This window comes from Paenibacillus sp. Marseille-Q9583, assembly GCF_976954365.1.
The window spans coordinates 1-16,167 of sequence record NZ_CDRJTB010000058.1 but is presented as its reverse complement, the minus strand read 5'-3'; the positions used below and the strand labels follow the sequence as shown (position 1 = coordinate 16,167).

Below are 16,167 nucleotides of genomic sequence, written 5' to 3'. Positions count from 1 at the left end.
TCCTCCTTATAAACCGGCCAAATAGCGGCAATACAGAATCATTTGCTTGACGGACGGTCTGATTTTTTGATCGTTTAGTGGTGTATTATCGTTCTTGGAGGGTTTGGAGTTAACCTCCAAGAGCCATATTCGTCCGGATTGATCCAGTGCCAGATCGATTCCGAGCTCTCCGAAATGAGCAGGGATAAAGGTTTCTACGCCTCTTGCAATGGCAAGTGCTGCTCTTGGAAGCTGAAGCTGTACGCTATCCTTGGTACCTGGAGGAAGGCTGCTCTTGCTAACGGCTTCACGGACAGTACTGAGACTGCCACCTCTTGCTAGATTAGAGACGAAATGATTGCTACCAGCGGTGCGAGCGACAATGGAGGTAACGCCCCATTTTCCGGTACCATTCTTCTGTACAAGTGCTCGGAAATCTACAGGACGCTTACCGAGCTCCATCAAAGGTAATCCTTGTTGAATCTGGTAGCGCGTTGTCTTCATCTTGGGAGCAATGGACTGGTACAGTTTAGCTAAAGTCGGGTAGCTTTGCTTGCGTGTACCTATTGAGGTAGTAGATAACAAACGGTATCCTCCGCCTTCATCTTTGGAGATTCGGAGAATGCCTTTGCCGAGACTGCCTCGTACAGGCTTTAGAAACACGCTTGGATATTGGCTGCACATCTTCTTTACAACGGCAAAACCGTTTAAAGCATGCGATTCCGGTAAATACCGCTTCAATAAAGGGTCTTGCGCTAAAGCTTCAAATACTTCTGTCTTGTCAAGAAATTTTTCGTTGAAGAAATGCGTTCCATACCGTGATTTTACATCCGCCAAAAAATGCTGTACGCTAGGTTTATTCTCCACCTTTCGCGTCGTTAGCCGATTGTTGATTACATCGGCGATGGGCAGACTCATTTTCCTCCAACCTTCGTTGTATACCCAGCCCTGGATGGAAGAGCTGCTTGTTTCCAGCGCTTCCGGGGTAAAGAAATATACATAGGCGCCTTGTGAGTGGCAGGCATTTGTTAATTCTCGACAGAACATGGTAATGGGTCCAAACAGCCTGTCGAGATTATCTGGATGGTCACGGCTGACGAGTACACCGATCAACGGTCCAAGTCGCAAGGTACGACTTACGGAGCTGTAAGAGGCGTTGAGGGTTTGCCGATGTTTCCATCCGGTCCGCCGCGCCAGTCCTTCGCTTACACGCAGGCTTTCGGATTTGGGAGCCGGGATAATGGTAACCTCCTGCCGGAAAGAGCCGAAAGCCAGCTGGAGCGTTCCGTGAGCCGGGATTTTGAGTCTTTTCATGGATCGTTCGCCAAGCATTATAGCGTTTTCCTGCAGGATGCCCGTGTGGACCGTATGGACCGGGATCTTGAATTGGGACATCGTGGATCTCCTTCCGGTAGGCAGCATGATGCCGGCAATTTGGTAGCTAAGGGTTACATATCATTCATCATATGGAGACATATGACCCTTGGTGATTGACCTACTCTTTAAAAACCTTGCCGCATCATTTCATAAGTCTGACCCAAGAAGCGAAACAAGCATGGGATGAATCAATATTTGGAAACTTAAGCAACGCTTTCGAAGTGAATTTTGTACGAAGATGAATCGAGAAGTAGTGACTTACAAAACTTAAGCGTATGCTTCCGGTGCGAGTTTTCTACGAAGTAACTCTAGGAAGCGAATGCTAACAAAACTTTTAGGAGGAATCATAATGAGTATTCACGACAAAGCACATGAACTGGCGAAAGCCATTAAAGAAAGCACTGAGGTAGCGGATATCACCAACGCGATGAAACTGGTAGAAACAGATCCTGAAGCCAAGGCGATGCTCGACAATTTCCGCAATGGCCAATTGGAGCTTCAACAACGGATGATGAGCGGAGACATGCCTCCGCAGGAAGAAATGGAGAAGATGGAGAAATTATTCGAGGTGCTTAACATGAATCTTGGGATTCGCCGTCTGTTCGATGCAGAACGCCGTCTGAGTGTTGTAATCGAGGATGTAAACAAGATCATTACCGAGAGCTTGTCGCAATTGTATGGCGAATAAACGCTTTTAGTAAGCGGGTGTTCACCTGAAAAGTTTGATCAGTGTAATCTAAATAGGGTGTTCCCGAAGCCGTTTGGCATTGGGAACACCCTATTTATTCTTGTGACTAGCACATGAGTAAACTCGCTAATCTTGTTTTCCTTCGATTGCGCAGAGAAGTATACCAGCAGCCAAACCTAGGCGGCGATCAAGCATTCCCTTGGGATCCTCAGAGAAGTCAGCGATGATTTTTGTAACGAATGGATTAAAATTTTGTTTGAAAGTCGGGATCGTTGTATCATTCATCTCGATATTATATTTTTGAGGGATAATAGAGATGAAGCGGCGGAGTATAGCCATTGCGGTGCTATCTTCCTTGATTTTTCCGATTTCCTGATCATGACGATCAAGAATCATCCATTCATCTTTCAAAATTGATTTGAGTCCCTTACGACGAAGTGCACCAACATGCTCGCCAGTCTCCGAATCATGCACATCATAAACAGCACTAAAGTCGATGGCATTGCGGGCTTTTATACGCAGAAGCTCCTTTTGCATAGACTCATCCGTGTACAATGCAATATCCTCTTTCAATTTGAATGCTTTCATTTGTGAATAGAGTACAAGCTGCTCGGCGTTATCATAAATATGAAGCTTCGCACCCATGATCGAAAATACCTTTTTTCGAATTATGTATTCGGTATGAGTATAAGTTGCATTCAATTCTAAATCGCCCCCTAAATGAAATTATCATCTCATATATAAGCTTTGCTAGCTATATAAATGCGTATTATTTTATATAATTTTTTGATTAGAAGTATATTTTTATGGACTTGTCTCATATTACGGGCTTCATGTTCATAGAGTAGAGATATAGATTCAATCGAATATCTTGTCTACGAGGAGCTGTTGGTTATGAGAAAAAGAAACAAGTTTAAACATGGTGTCTATCTGTTGCTGGCGTTGGCCATGCTTTTGTATGCTCTGCCGAAGTTATCGCTTGCGAATGGGCCTAGCTGGGTATTTGGTTTTGGGGTGGTCTGGTCACTTTTTGCCTTTATGGTCATTGCGGCACATCTGCATTTTATTATCGGTGTTGATGAGGAGAAGACCAAGCGTTTGGAAGCTGTGCGAAAAGCAAAATTGGAGCAATGGCAGTCCAAATGGAAAGAAGAAACTAGAGTTACACAAAGATCATAGAATTGGGGTAGCTTCCTTAAGTAACTATATTTAAATATTCCCGTGGAAAACGCTGAAATGGCGAAAAGAAGGGTATAAATCCTCTAGATTCCCGTGAAAAACGCCGAATTAGCTAAAAGAGGGGTATATATCCCCCTGAATTCCCGTGAAAAACGCCGAATTAGCTGAAAGAGGGGTATAAATCCCCTAAATTCCCGTGAAAAGCGCCGAATTAGCTGAAAGAGGGGTATAAATCCCCTAGAATCCCGTGAAAAGCACCGAATTAGCTAAAAGAGGGGTATAAATCCTCTAAATTCACAGAAAAGCCCACTAGCTTAAGCCAGTGGGCTTTAAAATTGCCCCGCAAAGCAAGGGGATTAAAGTTATCTTGCACCTGTAAAAGGATTGATCTCATCCGAGAGATCTTTTCCAGCTTTCTTTTCTTCTGCAGATATCCGTTTACCTAGAGCCGCGTAGTACCATACCGCAGGAACGAGAATCGCGAGTATAAAAAGAAATTGCATAAAGTCAACCCCTTTCACCGCTATATAATGACATATTTTTTCCTTTTTAAGGGACTACTCTCCATTCACCAACCCACTACCCAGTTTGTCTAACAAACGAATTACTCTTTTCTGACATAGCATTCTACTTCAAATACATAACTGGCGCTCCCCTGAGCCCATCTTGCTTGGATTATATACAGATGTTTGCCGCTACCTGCTGTGAGTTGAAAACTGTTATTTTCTACGGAAAGAGCTTCGTCCGGACGTTCCTCACCAGGAAATGAAGCCACAACCTCTATCTCTTTGGGTGCAGATGAGAATTTGAGTTCTACCTGATCACCGCTGATGGCTTTGGGATGTACCTTCTGTTTGGTAACTAACTGATCGTAAGAAGCCATATCTACACAGACGCCTTTCCAGCAATAAGAACCTTGAATGGCATCGAATTGCTCACCGCCAACAGTAATTTGAACGTTAGGGGGCTGTGGGTTAGTAAGGTCTGCAGGAGAATTTTTATCTTCTTTAACAGTCGATTGAAATAAGTCCAACAGATCCTTTTTGCTGATATCTGAAAGACGATAATGACCCATTTGTCCCGATTTAATGAGTAACCCACTGTTACTTCCGACGATCCAAAAAGAGAACTCATAACTTATGCCGTCCTTCATGTTTATGGTGGTTCTGTAATCGCTTGGAGCAATATCTAGCTGTCCTTTATCATATTCAGCAGTAGTTATGGCTTGAACGAGACGTTCCAAGGATGATGCTTCAGAAATAGTCGTCACCGGCTGGTCTTTTTCTATTAAGTTAATAGAAACTATATTTTGTGCATCTAGCGCTATTTGACTTGTTTGTTTTACTTCAGTTCTCGTATTTCCACAGCCGATCAGTCCTATGAAAAGCATAGTAATGGTAAATATTATTAACGTGGTCTTGTTCATATCCACAATGCTCCTTTCTTCTTTCTTTAACTCTCAGACTATAAAAAAGAGGAAAAGGTTGCTAAATAATGGGCAGTTAAATTCGAATTCGATGCTTATGAATCGGTTGTACTGTGCCATTCTCTCCGTGTATAATGAGTACAGTATAGTACAGATCGGAGTACGGGGGTGTAACAGTTGGAAGGTCAAGGCGATGCAATTACTAAACACGAGCAACTGCTGCAGCATATTGAAAGTCTTAAGGTAGGCTCCAAAATATCTGTTCGTAAGCTTGCAAAAGAAATGTTGGTCAGTGAGGGAACGGCTTATCGTGCCGTTAAGGAAGCTGAGAATCTTGGGATTGTTATTACAAAGGAACGGATTGGTACAGTACGTGTAGAAAAGAAGCCTCGTAACATTTCTGAGCAGCTGACGTTTGGTGACGTGGTTGATATTGTGGAAGGTCATGTTCTCGGTGGGGCTAGCGGACTGAGTAAACATCTACATAAATATGTAATCGGTGCGATGAAGGTCGACGCGATGATTCGTTATATAGACGCAGACAGTCTGCTTATTGTGGGTAACCGCGATGATGTTCACTCCTTGGCGCTAGAGCAGGGTGCCGGAGTTCTGGTTACAGGCGGCTTCGGGACGAGCCGTGAAGTGAAGGCATTAGCCGACGAACTGGATCTCCCCATCATTTCATCAAGGCATGACACGTTTACCGTGGCATCAATGATTAACCGTGCGATTTTTGATAGATTGATTAAGAAAAAAATTATGCTGGTAGAAGATATTGTCGACAGCAAACCGCGTATGATTACATTGAAAATTTCAAGCACCGTAGGTGAGCTACGACAGATTTCAGAGGAAACTGGAGAGCAACGTTTTCCCGTTACAGATGAATGGAACCGAGTGATTGGGATTATCGGCCGACGCGAAGTAGAGAACCTGGCAGAAGGGCAAAGTATTGAAAAGGCTATGGTTCGGAGTCCGGTTACCGCTGCACTGCATACCTCACTAGCTTCAGCTGCGCAGATCATGATGTGGGAAGGCGTCGATTTCCTACCCATTGTAGACCGTAACCGCAAATTGGTGGGCTCCCTAACACGTAAAGAAGTGCTGCAAAGTCTGCGGGATGTCCGTAACACTCCACAGCTTGGGGAGACTTTTGATCATCTCATTTGGAACGGTTTTGCGGATGAGCGGGATGAAGAGGGACGATTGTTTTTTCATGGCTTTATTACGCCTCAGATGGCGACAGACCTTGGTACCATTTCTGAAGGTGTATTGTCTACGCTAATGACGCTCTCTGCGTTTAAGGCAGCTAAGGATATTACAGGAAATGACTATGTATTAGATAATATGTCCACCTATTTTATCCGGCCGGTACAGATCGAACACGCGATTATTGTAATGCCGAGACTGCTCGAAATTAGTCGCCGTACATGTAAGCTTGAAATAGAGATCAGCTATTCGGATACCCTGGTAGCGAAAGCTGTCCTGATGCTGCAATCCATTGATCACGGCTAATAGATACTGAATCACAAACATGCTAAATAGACTGCCCTCAACGATGATAGTGAGGGTAGTCTATTTTATTCTTGTAATCCTATTAGATGGATAGTCTAGGCTTTCGACTGGTGTTGTTCCTGGCTACGGCTACGGCTGTAATAACTATAGCTGCGTATTCCTGAGAAGATGTTAAACACACCGATTAGAAGAAAGGCAGCTTCAACAATGATATTAACGGTGGATCCGCGAAATAGAAACATGGAAATCAGGGAGAGCGTTACGAGCATAGCGCCCAGCATCACATTCATGACGGAGCGTTTTAGCCCCTTATCTTGGGGATTTAAGGCACGGCGGGAGGATAAGCTGTACACAGCGGCACCGATTACAAAGATCACCAGCAGGACAAACAATAAGTATTTGATAAATAAAACCATGGACAGCCAGCTCCTTTATCATGTCGTGAAAAACCTTGAAGTAATTTCCACTTTTGTCTGTCCATTATTGTATCACACGATTGTTGTTAGTTGCGCTTAAAAGGACTGATTTCCACCCAGATTTGCAGAACACCTTCCATGACGAGCATCGTCCGAATTTTGACAGAGTATTCCTTATCACGCACAATGTAAAGTTTTCCATCCAGCAGCAGTCTAACCAGTTTACTGTCTGTGTCAATATCGAACATGCTGCGGCCACGCATGGGCTCCAGATCTGATCGTATTTTACTAAGTATTAATTTTAAAGTTACGGGGTCAACTGAGGGTGAGCCTTCTGCTTGAGCTTTGCTTTCCTCTGATCGAATTTTGATTTCTCTGATTACCGTAGAGGTATTATTGTATTTTTTGAGTGTTTTAATATCCTCTTGATATTGCTCGATCTGTGCACGCAGGTCTACATTATTCAGCCATAACACGTTAAATCCAACATGGTATATAGCGTTGTATATGACGGCTCCTACGACGATCCCCAGCATGAATATAGCGGAAATTTGGGTGAATCTACGAAAACGACTGAATGGTGGAACTCTCACTGGCTTTACCCCCTGCCGCACACCCATTTGACTAGCTCGCTGCCCATATGAGCTCCGAGAAAAGCGAAGGCAAGATACATGATTTGCTTGATGGCGGGGGAGAGGTTGCCTCCAATCATGTTGCTTTCAATGACCCGTAAAGGGTCCATAGTACCTCCTACAGCGGCGGCAAGCGCCCATATTTTAATCCGGTCTGCTACATCTAGCATCGTTTGCGTCGGTGGTTGCAGGGAAACTACAGCGCCGATTCCGCCGACCATAGCTCCGCCAAGTACGATGCCGAAGGCGATAAAGAAATCGAGGATGGCTTTGCTCATAAAAATGCTCATAAAGGCCCCTTCCCGGACGAGGCATCTATAAACGTTGCCTGTCCATGTGCTCTTAATCCATTCTATGGGCGGGTCCCCCTTTAATATGATAAAATAGTTTCATCTTATAGTGCGAGTTCAAAAAGTACGGTTTACAGCAACGAGAAGATTGAAAGAAGGTAGAAAATGAGGAGCGGAGCGTAGTGGAAGCTGCGTGAGCACCGGGAGTTTCGCCTGAATTCAATATTCGATGTCGAGTAAGCTTCTTGGGTTACTTCGTGATCAAAAAGCGGACTTTTTGAACAACTATTTTTGTTTGATTTTTGTAGTAGAAAGGAAGTGGGATGATGAGCCCTTTCGTGCATTTGCATGTGCACAGCGAATACAGTTTACTGGACGGGGCGGCGCGCATTACCGATCTCGTGCGCCGGGCCGGCGAATACGGCATGAAGTCGCTGGCGCTTACGGATCATGGAGTGATGTATGGGGCGATCCCCTTTTATAAAGCGTGTAAAGAGAATGGAATCAAGCCGATTATCGGCTGTGAAGCTTATTTAACCGCGGGCTCTCGCCGTGAGCGAGGCAGTCGTAAAGATCAACCAATCTATCACCTGATTCTGCTCGTCAAGAATGAAACCGGCTACAAGAACCTGATGAAGCTGATCTCTATCGGTCATCTGGAAGGTCATCACTATAAACCTCGTATTGATATGGAGGTTCTGGCCGCTCATTCGGAGGGAATCATATGCCTCAGTGCCTGTCTTGGCGGCGAAGTGCCACAGCATCTGTTGCATGGAAGAGATGACGAGGCGCGAAAAGCTGCGCTGCGATATAAGGAGATTTTTGGCGAAGACTTCTACCTGGAGCTTCAAGATCACGGAATTTCCGAGCAAAAACGAGTAAATCCGAAGCTGATCGCACTTGCCAAGGCCTGTGAGATCCCACTTGTAGCTACGAATGACGTCCATTATTTGGCCAAGGAAGATGCAGAGGTACAGGATGTTCTGATCTGTATTGGAACAGGTAAAACTGTGGATGATGAGGAACGGCTCAAGATCGGAACAGATCAGCTGTTTCTCAAAAGCAGTGATCAGATGGCGGCGTTGTTCCCGCATGTGCCTGAAGCTATCAGTAACACGCTATTGATCGCAGAAAAATGTAATTTGGAGCTTACCTTTGGTCAACATATTCTGCCTGCCTATTCACCAATTCCAGAAGGTAAGGACTCCGCTGCCTATTTGCGAGAGTTGTGCTTTAAAGGGCTTGAGGAACGGTATATAGACACACCGCTTTGGGCATCGGCTGAGCAAAGAGAGACCGCTGAGAAGCGTCTTGCCTATGAGCTTGGCGTCATCGAGAATATGGGTTTTAGCGATTATTTTCTAATTGTGTGGGATTTTATCGCTTATTGTCATCGTCAGGGGATTGCTACTGGTCCGGGCCGGGGTTCTTCCGCGGGGAGTCTTACCGCTTATTCCCTACGAATCACGGATGTAGATCCGCTTAAGTATAACTTGCTCTTTGAACGTTTCTTAAATCCAGAACGGATCACGATGCCGGATATTGATATCGATTTTAGTGATGAGCGTCGTGATGAGGTTATCGCTTATGTGGTGGAGAAATACGGCAAAGAACATGTGGCACAAATCATTACGTTCGGAACCATGGCTGCACGGGCTGCGGTTCGTGATGTGGGCAGGGTACTGAATTTACCTTATAACGAGGTAGATAAGGCTGCCAAGCTCATCCCAGGACAACTTGGCATCAGCCTTGCTAGAGCACTGGAGACTACTCCAGATCTAAAAGCGCTGTATGACAGTAATCCGAAGATCAAAGGCTTGCTGGATATGGCAATGAAAGTGGAAGGTATGCCTCGTCATGCTTCGACACATGCTGCCGGGGTTGTCATTTCCAAAGGTCCGCTAACTGATGCTGTACCCCTTCAAGAGGGCAACGAAAGTACAGCGTTAACTCAATACTCTATGGAGCATTTGGAGAGTGTTGGGCTACTGAAGATGGATTTTCTGGGACTGCGCACCTTGTCTATTATTGAGCGCTGTATGAATTCGATTAAAGAAATGAGTGGCAGTGTTCCAGATTTTAAAATCATACCAGATCATGATCCGCTCACGTATGAAATGCTAGGTGCTGGTGAGACGACTGGGGTGTTTCAGTTGGAGTCGGCGGGTGTAAGACGTGTGCTTAAGGATTTGAAGCCTAATGGTTTTGAAGATATCGTATCGGTTCTAGCGCTATATCGTCCGGGTCCGATGGAGTTTATCCCGAAATATATAGCAGGTAAGCACGGTCAGATCGAAGTAGAGTATCCGCATCCTGATTTGAAATCTATATTAGCGGATACCTATGGGATAATTGTGTATCAGGAACAGATCATGCAGATTGCTTCGCTTATGGCTGGATTCTCGCTTGGTGAAGCGGATCTGCTCCGCCGGGCGGTCTCTAAGAAGAAGCGCGAGACGCTGGATAAGGAACGCAGCCATTTTGTACAGGGGAGCTTACAGCAAGGATATAACGAAACGGATGCGAATGCCGTTTATGATATGATTGTACGATTTGCCGATTACGGCTTCCCTCGTGCACATGCGGCGGCTTATGGCGTGTTGGCTTTCCAGACGGCATATCTTAAAGCGCATTATCCGGTACAATTTATGGCTTCTATGCTGACCGCTGTGATGGGAACCCACCGTAAGGTGGCGGAATATGTACTGGACTGCCGCCGCACGGGCATCGGCGTATTACCGCCGGATGTGAATGAGAGCGGCGTACTGTTTACCCCTGTTCCAGGAGAGGAAACGGGAACAGGGCATATCCGCTTTGGGCTCGCAGCGATTAAGAACGTCGGCACGCTAGCGGTGGAGAATATTATGTCGGTCCGCAAGGAGCGGCCGTTCGACAGCCTGCTCGATTTCTGTCGACGTGTGGATCTGCGGGTCTGCAACAAGCGGGTAGTGGAGTCTTTGCTGCAGGCAGGAGCCTTTGACTGTCTGCCGGGTCATAGGGCCCAGCTGCTGGCTATGCTGGACGAGACCGTTGACGCAGCGACGAAATGGCGCAAGGAGCGGGATGAACTGCAAATCCAGTTGTTCGACGATTTGGTGGAGACGCCGAATTGGGAGATTCGCTATCCGGATATTCCTAAGTTCACAGTAGGACAGCAGCTGGAGATGGAACGTGAGCTGCTGGGGCTGTATCTATCAGGTCATCCGCTCGACGATAGCGCTGAGCTGCTTGAGGAGCCGGGTATTCAGCGGCTAATGGATCTCGGTGAAGCCGCAGATGAGAGCCAGACGGTTACGGCCGGCATGGTCGTATCCGTTAAGGAAATTACAACGAAGCAAGGGAAATCGATGGCCTTCATCGAATGGGAAGATCAGATCGAGCGCTGCGAAGTCGTGCTCTTCCCTGAGGTGTGGAAGCGAAGCCGCGGCTTGATTGCCAAGGGCGCGCTGCTGGCCTTGCGCGCCAAGGTGCAGCAGGAGGACGAAGGCTTCAAGCTGCTGGCCGAGGAAGTGGCGCTGCTATCCGCGGAGACACTCCGCGGCCTGCTGCAGCGCCGTAGTGCCGCCGCATCCCGCTCGTATAGCGCGGGACGCCCGGCCTCAGCAGGAGCGCCGCCGCGTGGCGCGGCTCCTGCTTCGCAGGCCAGCGGGGCCGCCACTGGCCCCGCTGGCAGACCTGCAGGCGGCGCAGCTGCGCCTGCAACACCTGCGCCGGCTGCTGCACCAGCGCCGGGCTCAGGCCAGCGTGTCTTTATCAAGATCACGCCGGCCGCCGAGAATGCTGCGCAGCTCTCTCGCCTGAAGGAGCTGCTGCAGAATCATCCAGGCCCAGTAGCGACAATTCTGTTCTACGAACGGGATCAGAAGCTCCTGGCCCTTAGCGATAATTATCGGATTAAGCCTACCGAGGAGCTAATCGCGGCTATCGAGTCTATGCTGGGGGCAGGTACCGTAAGAATAAAATAAGAACAATTCCACCCTTTTCCGCATACATTAGGAAACCACAGGGCGAATCCTGCGCGGAAAGGGGAATCACATCATGTCCTATCAAATGGCAGTTGATCTGTTGGAACGTAGAGGCGTATCACTTTCTTCCATTGCTGAAATCGTATATATTTTACAATCGGTCTATTATCCCGGTTTATCCAAGGAAGAATGCCTTTCCAGTGTGAAATCTGTATTGGGAAAAAGAGAAGTGCAGTACACGTTAATGACGGGGATCGCACTTGATGAGCTGGCAGAGAAAAGACTGCTTCCGCAGCCGCTCCAGGCAGTAATGGAAGCGGATGAATCACTTTATGGAGCGGACGAGACTCTAGCCCTTGGCATCACAGGGGTATATGGGATGATCGGACTTACAGGATTTGGGTACTTGGACAAAATAAAGCTTGGAATCATTGGTGAATTGAACGATGATAAGGGGAGGATTCACGTGTTCCTGGATGACTTAGTAGCGGGTATCGCTGCAGCTGCTTCTGCTAGAATCGCTCATCGGCAGGAAGGGGCAAAAGTATATCCTCTGGTCACGGACACGGAATAAATGACCCGATTCATTTCGTTTGAACAAGTTCCTCAGTCTTGCTTCCTTTGCCCTACGCCTGTTGCGGGAAAAAAGAAAACTGTGTTATCATAATTCCATTATACGGGATACGGCTGGGAATTAAGATTGGGGAGGCCTTGCAAGGCATGTGGACGGTAATATATATCGCGCCGACCGCCAAAGTGGCGGATATGATTAAGTTTAAGCTGACTGAAGAAGGTTTTTTAGTAAAATGCCGTCCAATCAATATGTCCAAGCAGCAGTTTGAGATATTGGTTCCTTCGGGTGAACTGGAGGAAGTACAGGAAGTCCTTAATCTTATTCTGCATCCCTGAATTTCTATCAAGAGAAAAGTCATGACAGCGGCAAGCTGCATAACGCAAATAAACGGCTGAAGAGGTGCGGGTGTGTTCAAAGATTTATTTCAGAAGAAACGGAAGTACGCGACTATTCCTTCAGAACGTCTGGAGCGAAGCGGCGTGCCTGCAGAAGGCGAACGCCCCAAACGGGAAATTCCAGAAGGATTAATGAGTAAATGTAATAAATGCGGAACGATCCAGTATAGCAAGGAATTGGAAAAGAATCTAAAAGTATGTCCTACTTGTGGTCATCATTTGCGCTTGAACGCCGTAGAGCGTATTGCTATGACGTTAGACCCAGAGGGCTTTATTGAGTTTGATAGTGAAATGTATTCTATAGATCCGCTGAAATTCCCGGGTTATGCCTCTAAACTGGAGCAACAGCAACTAAAATCGGGACAAACTGATGCCGTGATTACGGGGCAGGGATCTATTGGCGGACATCCAGTGATCGTAGCTGTGATGAATTTCGAATTTTTCTCCGGCAGTATGGGATCTGTAGTTGGTGAGAAGATTACCCGGGCGATTGAAGAAGCCACGGAGAAGCAGCTTCCACTCCTTATTTTCTCTACTTCTGGCGGAGCGAGAATGCAGGAGAGTATTCTAAGTCTTATGCAAATGGCGAAGACCAGTGCAGCGCTTGCTCGTTTCAACGAAGTGGGCGGCCTTTATATTTCTATAATTACGGATCCGACAACTGGCGGAGTATCTGCGAGTTTTGCTAGTCTTGGCGATATTATTATTGCTGAGCCTGGGGCGGTATTCGGTTTCGCAGGACGTATAGTCATTGAACAGACAATTCGCCAGAAGCTTCCGGATGATTTCCAGACGGCTGAATTTAATCTGCAGCATGGCTTGATTGATATGGTTGTGCACCGTAAAGAAATGCGCGCCACACTGACCAAAATTTTGGAATTGCATGATGTGAAAGGGGGATTTTAGGTTGGCAGGAGAGTTGCCTTTTGAAATGCCTCTGGTTGAAATGCGCAAGAAAATTGCCGAGTTAAAGCAGTTTGGCGAAGAGAAAAGTATTGATTTTACGGATGAGGTAGCAAGACTGGAAGAACGGTACCGTGTGCTTGAGGAGGAAGTTTATTCTAATATCTCCCCTTCCCAAAAAATGCATCTAGCTAGACATCAAGGACGTCCGACTTCTCTTGATCTTATGGGGCAGATCTTCACAGATTTTATCGAGCTTCACGGGGATCGAATGTTTGGGGATGATCTTGCAATTGTAGGCGGTATCGCCAAACTTAACGGCGTCCCGGTTACGGTCATTGGCCAGCAGCGCGGTAAAGATACGAAAGAGAATATTTTACGCTTTTTCGGCAGTGCACACCCAGAGGGCTTCCGTAAGTCACTGCGTCTGATGCAGCAAGCGGACAAGTTCAATCGTCCCATTATAACCTTTGTAGATACGAAGGGTGCATATCCAGGAAATACGGCTGAGGAAAGAGGACAATCTGAAGCAATTGCCCGAAATTTACGCGAGATGTCTCAGTTTGGTGTCCCTGTAATCTGTGTGGTCATCGGTGAAGGAGGAAGTGGTGGTGCACTAGCACTGGCAGTTGGTAATAGAGTGCTTATGCTGGAGCATGCCATTTATTCGGCAATATCCCCTAATGGTGCTGCATCGATCCTATGGAAGGATGCTTCGAAGGCTGATCAAGCGGCGGAGGCCATGAAGATAACGGCATCTGATCTGCTTGAAATGGAAGTTATCGAAGAGATTGTTCCTGAGCCAAAAGGCGGCGCTCATCGTGATTATGAAGCTACGGCAGCTGCAATTAAGGATGCATTATGGCGTCACTTGCAGGAGCTGATTCCTCTGGATAGAGCGGAATTGAAAGAAGATCGTTATCGTAAATTCCGTAAAATAGGTGAGTTTGCTGAAGTCCAGCAGGAGCAGATTTTCCTTGAAGAAGAAGTGGAATCTGAAGTGTGAATAGTGCCTTTCCATTTGCACTTTAAGACATATAACCATACTTAGTGGACCATATTGAATTAAGTGTAAATTATACGTTTTATTGGAATTAAAATAATCTCGACGTTATGCCGGGATTATTTTAATTTTTTTTGTGCGTTCAGATAATTCGAGCTCAAATTACATCTAAAAGAGCCTACAACATTGATTTTGTGTCTAAGTTGCAGTAATATTCATAAGGGCGTAGTTAAAGGCACATGTGACAAAGTTCCTATTTAATTAGTTAGCCTTGTAGTAGATTTTGTAGTTGGAAAAAGTGAGACAGAGAGAACGAAAAAACGGAGGAAAACCTAATGCGGAAAAGTAAAATTGTATGTACGATCGGACCTGCGAGTGAATCGTTGGAGAATATCAAAAAATTGATTTTGGCTGGTATGAATGTGGCCCGTTTGAATTTCTCCCACGGCGATTTTGAAGAGCATGGTGCTCGGATTAAAACGATCCGTCAAGCATCTAAGGAACTGAACAAAACTGTTGCTATCCTGCTCGACACAAAAGGACCGGAGATTCGCACAGGCAAGTTGGAAGTAGAACCGATTGAACTAGTTCAGGACGAGTACCTGACACTAACTACGGAAGAAATCCTTGGCACCCAAGAACGTATTTCCATCACGTACAGCGAGCTTCCTAATGATGTTCAAGTAGGCTCCACCATCCTTATTGATGACGGTCTGATTGGTTTGACAGTTGTCGACATTCAAGGAACTGAAATCAAGACCCGTATTGTAAACGGTGGTACGATCAAGAGCAAGAAGGGCGTTAACGTACCAGGAGTAAACATCTCCTTGCCGGGTATTACGGAAAAAGACACCAACGATATTCTTTTTGGTATCGAACAGGACATCGATTTTATCGCCGCTTCCTTCGTTCGCAAAGCTAGCGACGTTCAGGAAATTCGTGAGCTGCTTTCGAAAAACAACGCTTCTCACATTCAAATCATTTCCAAAATCGAAAACCAACAAGGTGTTGACAACCTTGATGAAATTTTAGAAGCTTCCGATGGCCTGATGGTTGCTCGTGGTGACCTTGGTGTTGAAATTCCAGCTGAAGATGTACCTTTGGCTCAAAAATTGATGATTCAAAAATGTAACGTTGCTGGCAAACCAGTAATCACAGCTACACAAATGCTGGATTCTATGCAACGTAACCCACGTCCTACTCGCGCTGAAGCAAGTGACGTAGCAAACGCTATTTTCGACGGAACAGATGCAATCATGCTTTCCGGAGAAACTGCTGCTGGTAAATATCCAGTAGAATCCGTTCTTACAATGTCTCGTATTGCTGAGAAAGCGGAGTCCGCTCTGGATCACCGTGAAATTTTCTCGAAACAACAAACTTTACAAGAAACTACAGTTACAGAAGCTATCAGCCAATCCGTTGCAATTTCCGCTTTGGATCTGAACGCTAAGGCTATTCTTTCTTCGACTGTTACAGGTCATACTGCACGCGTTGTTTCCAAATACCGTCCTAAAGCACCAATCATTGCTGTTACGACACAAGAAAGAACTATGCGTCAATTGTCCCTCGTTTGGGGCGTAACGCCAGTATTCGGTAAAGTAGCCACTTCCACAGATGAATTGCTTGAAACAGCAATCCAAGGTGGTAAGGATTCCGGTCTGGTTCAAACTGGCGACCTAGTTGTGATTACTGCAGGAATTCCACTTGGACGTTCCGGTTCCACTAACTTGGTAAAAGTAAGCACAATCGAGTAGTACTCGACTGTGTTTTGCCTGATTCATAGTTTTTACTTAGCCAAGCCAAAACGCGGTTGGCGTCCCTAAAGGAC

16 protein-coding genes are annotated in these 16,167 nt (G+C 46.1%); 9 read left to right on the top strand and 7 right to left on the bottom strand.

Annotated elements, in window-relative coordinates; translation table 11 throughout:
- Positions 1–6: 6 nt before the first annotated feature.
- Entirely contained in the window at positions 7–1,374 is a 1,368-nt protein-coding gene (locus ACWNM1_RS22475) for a YheC/YheD family endospore coat-associated protein (RefSeq protein ID WP_449602696.1), read from the bottom strand.
- A 331-nt stretch (positions 1,375–1,705) separates the two neighbouring features.
- Here ACWNM1_RS22475 and ACWNM1_RS22470 point away from each other — a divergent pair, with 331 nt between their 5' ends.
- Positions 1,706–2,044 carry a YlbF family regulator gene (locus ACWNM1_RS22470; RefSeq protein ID WP_042186485.1) on the top strand — a complete coding sequence of 113 codons (339 nt, stop codon included), beginning with the start codon at positions 1,706–1,708 and terminating at the stop codon, positions 2,042–2,044.
- Positions 2,045–2,170: 126 nt separating this feature from the next.
- On the opposite strand, the gene ACWNM1_RS22465 is transcribed toward ACWNM1_RS22470, so the two are convergent.
- The gene (locus ACWNM1_RS22465; RefSeq protein ID WP_449602695.1) at positions 2,171–2,746 is read right to left on the bottom strand and encodes a hypothetical protein; all 576 of its coding nucleotides are present in this window, start codon (positions 2,744–2,746) and stop codon (positions 2,171–2,173) included.
- A gap of 192 nt (positions 2,747–2,938) precedes the next feature.
- Between ACWNM1_RS22465 and ACWNM1_RS22460 the strand changes: the two genes are divergently transcribed.
- The gene (locus tag ACWNM1_RS22460; protein WP_042186490.1) at positions 2,939–3,223 is read left to right on the top strand and encodes a hypothetical protein; all 285 of its coding nucleotides are present in this window, start codon (positions 2,939–2,941) and stop codon (positions 3,221–3,223) included.
- Between the two features lie 362 nt (positions 3,224–3,585).
- Here the strand turns inward: ACWNM1_RS22460 and ACWNM1_RS22455 are convergent, their stop codons facing one another.
- Positions 3,586–3,726, bottom strand: a complete 141-nt coding sequence (locus ACWNM1_RS22455) for a hypothetical protein (RefSeq protein WP_179085720.1) — start codon at positions 3,724–3,726, stop codon at positions 3,586–3,588.
- 101 nt (positions 3,727–3,827) lie between these two features.
- Entirely contained in the window at positions 3,828–4,649 is an 822-nt protein-coding gene (locus tag ACWNM1_RS22450; RefSeq protein WP_449602694.1) for a hypothetical protein, read from the bottom strand.
- Positions 4,650–4,826: 177 nt separating this feature from the next.
- Here ACWNM1_RS22450 and ACWNM1_RS22445 point away from each other — a divergent pair, with 177 nt between their 5' ends.
- Positions 4,827–6,161, top strand: coding sequence for a DRTGG domain-containing protein (locus ACWNM1_RS22445; RefSeq protein ID WP_340968395.1), 1,335 nt, complete (start codon positions 4,827–4,829; stop codon positions 6,159–6,161).
- Between the two features lie 95 nt (positions 6,162–6,256).
- On the opposite strand, the gene ACWNM1_RS22440 is transcribed toward ACWNM1_RS22445, so the two are convergent.
- From ACWNM1_RS22440 to ACWNM1_RS22430, 3 genes are all read right to left on the bottom strand, one after another.
- Entirely contained in the window at positions 6,257–6,577 is a 321-nt protein-coding gene (locus ACWNM1_RS22440) for a YtpI family protein (protein ID WP_449602693.1), read from the bottom strand.
- A gap of 86 nt (positions 6,578–6,663) precedes the next feature.
- Entirely contained in the window at positions 6,664–7,170 is a 507-nt protein-coding gene (locus ACWNM1_RS22435; RefSeq protein WP_449602692.1) for a hypothetical protein, read from the bottom strand.
- 5 nt (positions 7,171–7,175) lie between these two features.
- On the bottom strand, positions 7,176–7,499 hold the full coding sequence (locus ACWNM1_RS22430; RefSeq protein WP_094874151.1) for a YtrH family sporulation protein: 324 nt from the start codon (positions 7,497–7,499) through the stop codon (positions 7,176–7,178).
- Positions 7,500–7,825: 326 nt separating this feature from the next.
- Here ACWNM1_RS22430 and ACWNM1_RS22425 point away from each other — a divergent pair, with 326 nt between their 5' ends.
- The 6 genes from ACWNM1_RS22425 to pyk all read left to right on the top strand — a co-directional run bounded on the left by ACWNM1_RS22425 (position 7,826) and on the right by pyk (position 16,093).
- Complete coding sequence (locus ACWNM1_RS22425) at positions 7,826–11,464, top strand: DNA polymerase III subunit alpha (protein ID WP_449602709.1); 3,639 nt, start codon at positions 7,826–7,828, stop codon at positions 11,462–11,464.
- Between the two features lie 73 nt (positions 11,465–11,537).
- On the top strand, positions 11,538–12,038 hold the full coding sequence (locus ACWNM1_RS22420) for a phosphatidylglycerophosphatase A family protein (protein ID WP_042186505.1): 501 nt from the start codon (positions 11,538–11,540) through the stop codon (positions 12,036–12,038).
- Between the two features lie 146 nt (positions 12,039–12,184).
- On the top strand, positions 12,185–12,373 hold the full coding sequence (locus ACWNM1_RS22415; protein ID WP_449602691.1) for a glutamate decarboxylase: 189 nt from the start codon (positions 12,185–12,187) through the stop codon (positions 12,371–12,373).
- 72 nt (positions 12,374–12,445) lie between these two features.
- The gene (accD, locus tag ACWNM1_RS22410; protein WP_042186509.1) at positions 12,446–13,339 is read left to right on the top strand and encodes an acetyl-CoA carboxylase, carboxyltransferase subunit beta; all 894 of its coding nucleotides are present in this window, start codon (positions 12,446–12,448) and stop codon (positions 13,337–13,339) included.
- A gap of 1 nt (position 13,340) precedes the next feature.
- A complete protein-coding gene (locus ACWNM1_RS22405) occupies positions 13,341–14,342 on the top strand; it encodes an acetyl-CoA carboxylase carboxyltransferase subunit alpha (RefSeq protein WP_042186511.1) in 1,002 nt (333 codons plus the stop codon).
- Positions 14,343–14,674: 332 nt separating this feature from the next.
- Positions 14,675–16,093 (top strand): pyruvate kinase, encoded by a 1,419-nt coding sequence (pyk, locus tag ACWNM1_RS22400; protein WP_449602690.1) that lies wholly within the window; start codon positions 14,675–14,677, stop codon positions 16,091–16,093.
- Positions 16,094–16,167: the final 74 nt, after the last annotated feature.